Origin of the sequence: Halomonas sp. BC1 (assembly GCF_002078135.1) — a bacterium.
GTDB lineage: Bacteria > Pseudomonadota > Gammaproteobacteria > Pseudomonadales > Halomonadaceae > Vreelandella > Vreelandella stevensii.
On record NZ_LFGS01000011.1, the window covers coordinates 72792 to 75522 of the forward strand.

The 2731-nt window shown below is 50.0% G+C and carries 3 protein-coding genes; 1 reads left to right on the plus strand and 2 read right to left on the minus strand.

What is annotated here, in order from left to right; translation table 11 throughout:
• Positions 1-210 precede the first annotated feature (210 nt).
• On the plus strand, positions 211-2196 hold the full coding sequence (locus B7L72_RS09125) for a methyl-accepting chemotaxis protein (protein WP_081193925.1): 1986 nt from the start codon (positions 211-213) through the stop codon (positions 2194-2196).
• A gap of 57 nt (positions 2197-2253) precedes the next feature.
• On the opposite strand, the gene B7L72_RS09130 is transcribed toward B7L72_RS09125, so the two are convergent.
• Positions 2254-2472, minus strand: a complete 219-nt coding sequence (locus B7L72_RS09130; RefSeq protein ID WP_081193927.1) for an outer membrane beta-barrel protein — start codon at positions 2470-2472, stop codon at positions 2254-2256.
• 17 nt (positions 2473-2489) lie between these two features.
• On the minus strand, positions 2490-2731 hold a 242-nt coding region (locus B7L72_RS09135), incomplete at its 5' end, for a hypothetical protein (RefSeq protein WP_081193929.1).

Here is a 2731-nt window from a genome sequence, read left to right on the forward strand (position 1 = left end):
ATTACCTGAAAGCCAGGGCGTGATAGAGGAAAGCGAAGCAAAATGTCATGTTCAGCGTCTTGATACATTCGTCAGGTTTATTAGCATGGCGAGAAATCTATGGTTGGCTAAGCAAGTAGTATTGAATAATTACCGCTGCATATCGCTAGCTAAATTGCTAGCATGCAAATTATAGCTAATTTTTGATATGCGCTGATTGGAAGCTGAGCAATGAACACGTTATTAAACAGACTGCCCATGTATGCCAAATTTTCTTTGGTGCTCGCCCTCCCTCTACTTGCCTTAGCATGGTTTGCTATCAATGGTGTGCTTGATAGACAAGCCACTGTCCGGGAATTAAAACAGCTCCAAACCATGACAGCGCTGGCACAAAGTGCTGGAGACTTGATACATCAAATACAAATTGAGCGTGGTATGTCGTCAGGTTATTTAGCAAGTGGCGGCGAGGCCTTTGGTCAACGATTAAGTCAGCAGCGGCCACAAACGGATACTGCAGCGGAGGCATTTATTGAACAGCGTCGAAGCCTGGCGGTTGGCGTTTTAAGTACAGCGGCTAATGAACAGCTTGACCAACTGGAGCGTCAGTGGCAGCGAACAGCCAGCTTACGCCGAGAAATAGATCAACTCTCTATCGAGGCCAATGCCGCATTGAGCCACTATACAGTCATCAACCAGCAGCTCATGGGGTTAATTGGATCGCTTGCTCAGCAAACCCGCGAAGGGGAGATCAGCCGACAGCTGGCTGCTTATTTCAACCTTTTACACGCCAAGGATTTGGCCGGCATTGAACGCGCTATTCTCTCTGCAGCATTTGGTGCAGATGGTATGTCGTTTGAGATGCTCAATCGCTATTTAACACTGATAGGGGAAGAAGCGGCCTTTTTAACAGGCTTTCGCGCCTTTGCTGGCGCAGATCAACGACGCCAGCTTACGGACGCTTTGAGTGGCCAGGAAATTGAACGCTTAATTGAGAGACGAGAGCTTGCTATTCAGCAATATGATGTAGGGGGGTATAACGTAGACCCTAACGAGTGGTTTGAGTGGCAAACGGTCAAAATCAGCCGTCTAAAAAACCTCGAAGACAACGTGTCGCAACAAATCATTACCACAACGGCTGCGTTGCAACGTGATGCACAGCTTGCCCTCTGGCGCTTCATGATTATTGCGGTCTTAGCCACACTGTTTGCTGTGGCGGCCGCCGCTATGATTGTCCTTACGCTGACGCGTCCTTTAACCGCGGCGTTAAAGAATATCTCTACACGAGGCAATGACTTAACCCAACGGCTTACCGTGCCTGGAACAGACGAACTGTCTAAGCTTTATCATGCGTTCAATGATGCATCACAAGATACAGAAGCATTAATTGGAGAGATCAAGCGCAACGCACAGTCAGTAGAACTGGCCAGTGGTGAAATTGCCCAAGGTAATCAGGATTTGGCACAACGTACCGAAGAGCAAGCGGCGTCATTAGTACAAACAGCGTCGAGCCTTGAGGAGATCACTGCTACTGTGCGCCAAACGGCTGACAATGCCCATGAAGCGCAACGCATGACGCATGATGTGGCTACGGAAGCGGAAGGTGCCGCCGCCATTGCCCAGCAAGCACAACAAGCCATGCAAAACATCCATTCATCTAGTGACCAGATCACGACAATTATTGCAGCGATTGATAACATTGCTTTCCAAACCAATTTATTAGCCTTGAATGCTTCGGTAGAGGCCGCGCGTGCGGGGGAGCATGGTCGAGGCTTTGCTGTCGTCGCTAGCGAAGTGCGTAAGCTTGCTAGTCGCAGTGCTGAGGAGGCCAGCCAAATACGCCAGCTGATTGAAAATAATATCGCCACTATTAATGAGGGTGAGGAGCTAGTGACATCCACCAACAACTCCTTGACGACTATTTCGGAGCGTGTGCAAAAGGTGGCCCGCCTGATGGAAGAAATGGCATCAGCGACCCACGAGCAATCAGCCGGTGTTGAGCAGATTAATCGCGCCATGAGTCAACTAGAAGAGGTGACTCAGCAAAATGCCGCGCTTGTCGAAGAAGTGGCGGCTGCCAGTCGCTCGCTTGATGAGCAGGCCGAAGAAATGTCCGCCCGCATTAGCAAATATAAAGTTGCCGATTCACTCTCTAATACCGCTCGCGGGTCAAAACAATCAGGTAACACTTTATCCGTTGATAGGCAGCACATCAGCTAAGGTGAGCAAAGAAGGGGGAGGTAACTCCCCCTCTTGCTGGGTACGTGATCGAGCAGACTAGAACTTGTACATTGCCCCGATGGAAAACAGATCAATGTCATTATCATTGTCAATATCATACCACTCCCACTCACCTACAATGCCGAGCTGGTCAGTGAACATGTAGTGAGCCCCGAGGCCATACATCAGGTCGGTACCATCGTCGTTAATACCGGCAGCAGCACCGCTCCCTTTAATATCCCACATGATCACGCCAAGTTTGCCGTAAGCGTTCATTCCACGACGTAGTTGACCTACTTCACGTCACGCAGAGGCCTTAATAACTCCGGCGAGACCTTGTACTGTTTGGTGCCGTCCTCGGCCAGAACAATCACACTCTTGCGGTTGATCTTGGTGACGATCCCCAGCACCGGGCCTTCCCGGCCCTCGAAGGTTACTTTCAGGCCCACCCGCAACTGACTCAGTGCCTGCAGATTTTCCTGATCCCTCAGTTCGTCGATGCGCCGGCAGACGTATTGATTCAATTCCAGCAACT